Consider the following 6,684-nt stretch of genomic DNA (forward strand, 5'->3'; position numbering starts at 1 on the left):
GGGGCCCCTCCCTGTTCTGGCGCTTCATCCGCGCGAAGTAGGCGTGGGCGTCGGGCTGTCCGTCGAGCAGTTCCGCGACGAAGCCCTCCATGTCGCCGGCGCGCAGGTAGGGACCCCACCAGGCGTTGAGCCGCTCGTACCCGACCGTGGTGGCCGGAAGAGCGCCGAGGGCCTTGCCGCAAGCGCTGCCCGCACCGTGTCCGGGAAGGACCTGGACGTGGTCCGGCAGGTTCAGGAACACCCGGCGCAGGCTCTCGAAGAGCTGGCGGGCGCCCTCGAACCGGGTGCCGCTCCCCCCTGCGGCCTCGTCGAGCAGGTCCGGACGGCCCAGGTCGCCGGCGAAGACGAAGTCACCCGAGAGCAGGTAGCCGGGGTCGCGGCTGAACGCCCCGTCCGTCACCAGGAAGGAGAGGTGCTCGGGCGTGTGCCCGGGGGTGTGGCTCGCGCGGACCGTGATGTTGCCGACGGTGATGGCGTCACCGTCGAGCAGCCGTTCGGCGTCGAATCCGTACTGCCAGTCCTGACCGCCCTCGCCGGAGACGTACGCGGTGGCGCCGGTGGCCGCGGCGAGTTCGCGGGTGCCGGAGAGGTAGTCGGCGTGGATGTGGGTCTCGGTCACGGCGACGATGCGCATGCCGTGTGCGCGGGCCAGTCCGAGGTAGTCGTCGATGTCGCGGCGGGCGTCGACCACGACGGCCTCTCCGCTGGCCTGACAGCCGACGAAGTAGCCGGCCTGGGCGAGGTCGTCGTCGTAGAGGCGTTCCAGCAGCATGCTCTGCTCCTTGTCCGGTGGGTGCTGTGTGACGTGTCAGCCCTGGTCAGATACTGGGGGGCGTATCCAGAGGGCAGAGGGAGGTCCTGTTCGCGTGCGCTCATCGGCCGGCGGCGATGCGGGCCAGGGAGTCCTCGATGTCGACCTCCCCGCTCGGCCGGTTGTAGGGAAGGCGGGACAGGGCCATGCCCATGGCGCAGGTGTCGGTGACGGCGGCGAAGACCAGCCCCGCACCGACGACACCGGCGACCGCCACCGCCGGGAACCACACCGGGGAGGCGAGCACCGAGCCCAGGACGATGCCGCCCGCCACCAGTCGGACCTGGCGTTCCAGCGCCCATCTCTCGCGGCCGCGCTCCAGGGGCGCCCCCTGCGCCTCCCAGGCGTTCATGCCGCCCTCCAGCACGACCGTGTCGCCCAGGCCCGCCCCCGCCAACGTGTTCCGGCACCGCCCGGCCCGCTTGCCGGAGCGGCAGACCAGGACGAGGCGGCCGCCCGCGCCGGCGACGATGCGCTCCAGGTGGGCGTCCACCTGCTCCAGCGGCAGGTTGACGGCCCCCGGGATGTGTGAGCCCTCGTATTCGGCGGGGGTGCGCACGTCGACGATCAGGGCGCGGGGGTCGGTTTCGAGCAGTACGCGCACGGCGCGCACGTCGATGCCGTGGTCACTCATGTGTTTCCTTCCTTCGGTGGTGCGGGAGTGGATCTGGATACACCCGGGGGTATCCAGTGGACGGACCGGGACTCCGGACACGCGGGAACCCGGACTGCCCGATATCCGCCCCCGTATACTGGGGGGAGTATCCAGAAGCCATGGAGACGCTCCGGTCGAGGCCGGAGGGGGACTCCGCGCGAAAGGCGGCGCACGGGCGCCCGACACCCGGTCGGCGCCCACGAACCCTCAGGCCAGGGCCAGGAACAGCTTCTCCAGCTCCTCCTCGGTGAGCTCGGGCTCCTCGCCCCGCTCGCGTGCGGTGTTGCAGTGCCGCATGCCGCTCGCGACGATCTTGAACCCCGCCCGGTCCAGGGCCCGGGAGACCGCGGCCAACTGCTGGAGGACGGCGGCGCAGTCCTCCCCCGCCTCCATCATCGAGATGACACCGGAGAGCTGGCCCTGCGCGCGCTTGAGTCGCGTGATGGCGTCGCCCACCATTTCAGGCTTCATCTGGTCTCCTTCCGCCCGTGCCCCCACCATACCCCCGGGTGTATCCGCGCGGCCAGTCGCGTAGGTCACACCGGCCCCAGGAGCCTGTCCGCGGATCGGATTCTCGCACCGCCTTCCCCGATCGGACACCCCGGAGTCGGGGCCGCCCCGGGTCCGCGGCAGCCGGGGACGCCCTGCCGGACCCGGCGTCGGGCGCCCCGGCCCACCGGGCCCAGGGCAGCCGTACCGCCTCGATCCCGGCGTCGCTCAGGAGGACCTCGACGAGCGCTGCGGGACCGGCCAGCGCGCGGCTGCCTCCGGCATCTCCCCTCGGCTTCCTCTCCTGCGACCGGCACCGATTCAGGACCGGCGGGAACGGAGGCGCCTGGAGGCACGCCCCGGCTCAGTGCCCTATCAGCGAGTGGAGGACGGCGACGTGCGGTGCGCCGGGAATCCCGCGACTTTCACAGAAGACTCTCATAACCGGTGACGAGTGCGGTCAGGGTGAACCTCATCCGGGCGTCGACACCGGGCAGCCCTGCTTCGAGGGCCTTGTTCACCAAGGGCAGGTCGGCACTTCCGGGAACAGGGTCGCCGGAGTTCTCGCCCTGCTTGGTCAGGTGTTGTCCGAGCACGGACGAGGCCGTCACGTGCACGATGGTCAGGGCGGTCCCAGCGGCGAAACCCGCCGCGGTGAGGATACGCAGGAGGCCTTCGAGTTCGCGAAGGTTCCGGCTGGTCAGGGCAGGGCGGGTGGCGAAGAGGGTGGCCACCCCCGGATGGGCGAGCAGGCCTCGGTGCACATCGAGCGCGTAACCGGTGATCGCCTCCTGCCACGAGTCTGAAGCCTGGGGTTCACGGATCGACTCGGCGAGGACGTGTTCGACGATGGCGTCTTCCAGCGCCTCCTTGTTGCGCACGTGGTGGTAGAGGGTCATCGCCTCCACCCCGAGTTCACGCGCCAGTCGCCGCATGGACAGCGCGGCGACTCCTTCGGCGTCGACCAGCCCCACGGCGGTTCGCAGTACCTGGCGCCGACTCAGACCGGCGTGCTTGCCCTGGACGCGCGTTTGGCTCATGCCACCCCTCGATTGACCTCTCTTACGCCGTAAGAGTAGCATCAAGCCGTCTCATACGCCGTAAGAGAGGTGTTGCGCCATGTCAGCTGAGAAGCAGGAACGCCGCAACGGGGGCGGTGGGAACCTCGCACAGGCGTTGCGGATCGGTGCCGGTTTGCAGGTGGTGTGCATCCTGCTGCCGGTCCTGGACCTGTGGTTCCTCGGGTCGGTGGAGCGTCACGTACTGGCCGCCTACCCCCAGTGGGACGCCGTCGAGATAGCCGCCGAGCGGACAGCGATCATCCTCTACCTGGTGATCGTCGGCGCGACAGGGCTCTTGGGGTGGCTCTTCGCCCTGGCGGCGGTTCGGCGTGGATGGTGGGAACGCGGAGTGGTCACGACCCTGTTCACGGTCGGCATGGGAGTGCTCATCCTCAGTGCCGGGGCCGAAGGCGGTGCGTACGACCGAATCGTTCCCCTGTGGTTGGGCCTGGCCCTGCTCTGCCTCCTCGCCCTCCCGGGGGTCACCGCGCTGGTCGCCGTCTGGCACGGAAGGGACCGATGATGCCGACAAGCGTCTCCGCGCGTTTTCTCCCCCTGGCGGTCGCCGCGCTGGCGGTCATCGGCTTCGTCTCGGTACTGGTCAGTTCGGTCACGTCGATGGCGCTCACCACCCTGGCGGAGGCTCTTGGGACCTCCATGAGTTCGATCGTGTGGGTTACGACGGTCTTCTTGCTGACGGCAGGACTGGCGCTCCCCTTCGCCGGGTGGGCCGTGGACCGGTTCGGCGGCCGCCCGGTGCTGCTGGTGGGTCTCGCGGTTTTCGCGGCGGGTGCGCTGGGAAGCGGATCGGCGGTGACGTTCGAACAGCTCATCGCGGCACGTGCCGTGCAGGGGCTCGGCGGCGGAGTCCTGGAGCCCGCCTGCCTGGCCTTGATCTCGCAGATCACCGATCGCCGACGCATCGGCGCGGTCATGGGGCTGATGTCCATGGTGATCAACCTCGCCCCGGCGGTCGGACCCGTCATCGGCGCCGCTCTGTTGTCCGCCGCGGGTTGGCGCAGCGTCTTCCTCTTCGCCGTACCGCCCATCCTCCTGGCTGGCGTGCTCCTGGCTCTTTCCCTGGGTCAGTGGAGAACGTCCCCCGGCACCGACTCATCAGCCCCAGGGGCAGCTCAGGCCCACCGGTTCGACCTTGTCGGCCTGGCCCTGCTCGGTCTCGGCTTCACCGCAAGCCTGTTCGCCATCGGTCGGCTCTCCGCTGGAACGCCATGGTCAACGCTCACCGCGGGTGTACTGGGCGCACTGCTGTTGGTGGTCTACGTCCGGCGTTCTCTGCGCGTACCCGCGCCGATCATCGACCCGCGGCTCTTCACCGACCGTCGCTTCTCCGGAGCCGCCGCGATCATGGGTATGGGTGGCGTGCTGCTGTTCTCCGTACTCACTCTCGTGCCCCTGCTGGCCGCACGGTCATGGGATCTCAGCGGGCTCACCGAGGCCGTGCCACTGGCGGCCTTCGGAACGGGGATGCTGGTGTCGATGAGCGTCGCTGGAGCGCTCTCGGACCGCGTCGGATCCCGAAGGATCGTCACCACCGCGGCGGCCTGTTCAGCGGGTTCCCTGGCTCTCCTGGCGGCCTGCGCGCAACTCCTGCCCTCCCCCGCGTTGGTGTGCACGCTCCTTCTGTGCCTCACCGGCCTCTCGTTCGGAGCGGTCTCCGCGCCAACCTTCGCCAGCATCTACCGCATACTCCCGGCAGCGATGGCCGGGAGGGGCACCACGGCCGTCCTGCTCGTCGTTCAGCTCGGCGCGGCACTCGGCGTCACCGGGATCGGATCCCTGGTCGGTGCTGTGGGCAGTCGTTCCCACACAACCGTGCTCGTGCTGCTCGCGGGGCTCATGCTCACAGCAGCCGGTGTCGCCGCACTGGCCCTCTCCCGGGAGGCGAGTGCGCGACACGCCGATGATCGGACCACGCGGTAGAGGGATCCAACCGCCGGGGCCCAACGCGTCCACGGCACCTTCGGCCCGGTTGACCGCCGACACCGAGATGAGGAAACACCAGTTCAGATGGGTCGGAACCGTGGATCTGTCTGGGGTCGGTGGCCACAGGCCGCCCCGCACTGCCCGCCGGTTCCGGACGCCCCACCGGGTCCTGACCCCCACACTGTGAGGAACCGTCTGTTCCCACCCGCGCTGGAAAGGCCTCCCACCCTTGCCGACCCTCTTCTCCAAGATCATCGCCGGCGACCTCCCCGGACACTTCGTGTGGAAGGACCCCGAGGTCGTGGCCTTCCTGTCCATCGCCCCGCTCCGGCCGGGCCACACCCTGGTCGTCCCCCGGGCGGAGGTCGACCACTGGACCGATGCCGACCCCGCCCTCCTGACCAGGTGCATGGAAGTGGCCCAGGCCGTCGGCCGGGGCGTTCGCGCCGCCTGGAACGCGCCCCGCGCCGGGCTGCTCGTCGCGGGCTTCGAGGTGCCGCACATGCACGTCCACGTGGCCCCCGTCTGGGACATGTCCGACTTCGACCTCAGCGGCGTCGAGACCGAGACGGACCACAGCGTCCTCGACCGCTCGGCCGAGCGGCTGCGTACCGCCCTCCGGGAACTGGGGTTCGACCACGCCGTCGCGCCCAGGGACTGACGCCCCTCACGGCACGGAGGGCTACTCCTCGCCGTGAGGCGTGTAGAGCATGATCCAGTGGTCCCGCTCGGGGTCGTGGAGCACCTCGATCTCGAAGCGGGACCACCCCCGGGCCGGGTGGCGCATCTGTTTGACCGCGGACCTCGAAACGCCGACCTCCCCCTCCTCCCAGTGGTCGCGGAAGCTCCGGCTGGTCTCGGTGAGCTCGGCGAGCAGGGCGCGAAGGTAGGCGTCCTCGGGGTACCGGCTCAGCGCCGTCCGGAGTTCGGCGGCCGCCGCCCGCAGGAACCGGTCCGCGCCCCCGCCCCCGAGCAGCTGCGTGAGCACGTCGGTCGTGAAGGCCTGGTAGGCGATGTTGCGCTCGAACGGACCGCCGCCGGTCGGGGACCCCAGCAGCTCCCGCGCGGCCTTGTTGCGGGCGAGGAGGTCGAGCCGCCCGTCGTGCACGGTGACCGGCATCGTCTCGTCCAGGCCGCGCAGCAGACGCAGCAGCCCGGGGCGGATGACCGAGGAGGGCGAGGCCGGTTCGGGCGGGGGCTCGCCCCCCAGCCGGAAGAGGTGGTCGCGTTCGGCGTCCGAGAGCCCGAACGCCCGGGCCAGCGAGGAGAGGACCTCACGCGAGGGGCGGGGCGCCCGGCCCTGTTCCAGGCGCGTGTAGTACTCCACCGAGATACCCGCGATGTCGGAGACCTCCTGGCGGCGGAGCCCCGGAACCCGCCGACGGGACACCCGCACACCGCCCCGAGGCTCCGGAGGGCTCATCGCGGCCCTGCGCCGCCGCAGGTACTCCCCGAACTCGGTCCGATCGCTGCTCGACATGCCCCCCATTGTCCCCGCCCCGCGCCCCGTGCCGTCGGGCGAGCCTGGTCCTGCCGGTACCACCCTCGACGCGGTCTTCCTCCCCCGTCCGGCTCCCCGGATCATCGAGAGCACACCGCACCGGGCGCACCGGGACCGCCCGGAACGCGCGGCGGAACACGACGATCGGAGACTTCCATGCACGACCAGAGGCTGACCCCCGCCACCCACGCCGGACTCGCCGTGGCCCGGGAGTTCGTCCGCG

General features: G+C 70.7%; 8 protein-coding genes. 3 read left to right on the plus strand and 5 right to left on the minus strand.

Annotation, left to right across the window (positions count from 1 at the left end):
* From DQW06_RS03215 to DQW06_RS03230, 4 genes are all read right to left on the minus strand, one after another.
* A partial coding sequence (locus DQW06_RS03215) for an MBL fold metallo-hydrolase (protein ID WP_157983332.1) occupies positions 1 to 772 on the minus strand: 772 nt, incomplete at its 3' end.
* A gap of 100 nt (positions 773 to 872) precedes the next feature.
* Entirely contained in the window at positions 873 to 1,445 is a 573-nt protein-coding gene (locus tag DQW06_RS03220; protein WP_013152742.1) for a rhodanese-like domain-containing protein, read from the minus strand.
* A gap of 228 nt (positions 1,446 to 1,673) precedes the next feature.
* On the minus strand, positions 1,674 to 1,925 hold the full coding sequence (locus tag DQW06_RS03225) for a metal-sensitive transcriptional regulator (protein WP_019611331.1): 252 nt from the start codon (positions 1,923 to 1,925) through the stop codon (positions 1,674 to 1,676).
* A gap of 455 nt (positions 1,926 to 2,380) precedes the next feature.
* Entirely contained in the window at positions 2,381 to 2,995 is a 615-nt protein-coding gene (locus DQW06_RS03230) for a TetR/AcrR family transcriptional regulator C-terminal domain-containing protein (protein WP_013152740.1), read from the minus strand.
* Between the two features lie 79 nt (positions 2,996 to 3,074).
* Here DQW06_RS03230 and DQW06_RS03235 point away from each other — a divergent pair, with 79 nt between their 5' ends.
* The 3 genes from DQW06_RS03235 (at position 3,075) to DQW06_RS03245 (ending at position 5,621) form a co-directional block, all read left to right on the plus strand.
* A complete protein-coding gene (locus tag DQW06_RS03235) occupies positions 3,075 to 3,539 on the plus strand; it encodes a hypothetical protein (protein ID WP_117197932.1) in 465 nt (154 codons plus the stop codon).
* The gene (locus DQW06_RS03240) at positions 3,536 to 4,957 is read left to right on the plus strand and encodes an MFS transporter (RefSeq protein ID WP_117197933.1); all 1,422 of its coding nucleotides are present in this window, start codon (positions 3,536 to 3,538) and stop codon (positions 4,955 to 4,957) included. The genes DQW06_RS03235 and DQW06_RS03240 overlap by 4 nt, the downstream gene beginning before the upstream one ends.
* 232 nt (positions 4,958 to 5,189) lie before the next feature.
* Entirely contained in the window at positions 5,190 to 5,621 is a 432-nt protein-coding gene (locus tag DQW06_RS03245; protein WP_013152737.1) for an HIT family protein, read from the plus strand.
* A gap of 21 nt (positions 5,622 to 5,642) precedes the next feature.
* Here DQW06_RS03245 and DQW06_RS03250 read toward each other — a convergent pair whose 3' ends face one another.
* Positions 5,643 to 6,440, minus strand: a complete 798-nt coding sequence (locus tag DQW06_RS03250; RefSeq protein WP_232238660.1) for a helix-turn-helix transcriptional regulator — start codon at positions 6,438 to 6,440, stop codon at positions 5,643 to 5,645.
* Between the last annotated feature and the right edge of the window lie 244 nt (positions 6,441 to 6,684).

It is taken from the genome of Nocardiopsis sp. TNDT3, assembly GCF_003427465.1.
Taxonomy (GTDB): Bacteria; Actinomycetota; Actinomycetes; order Streptosporangiales; family Streptosporangiaceae; genus Nocardiopsis; species Nocardiopsis dassonvillei.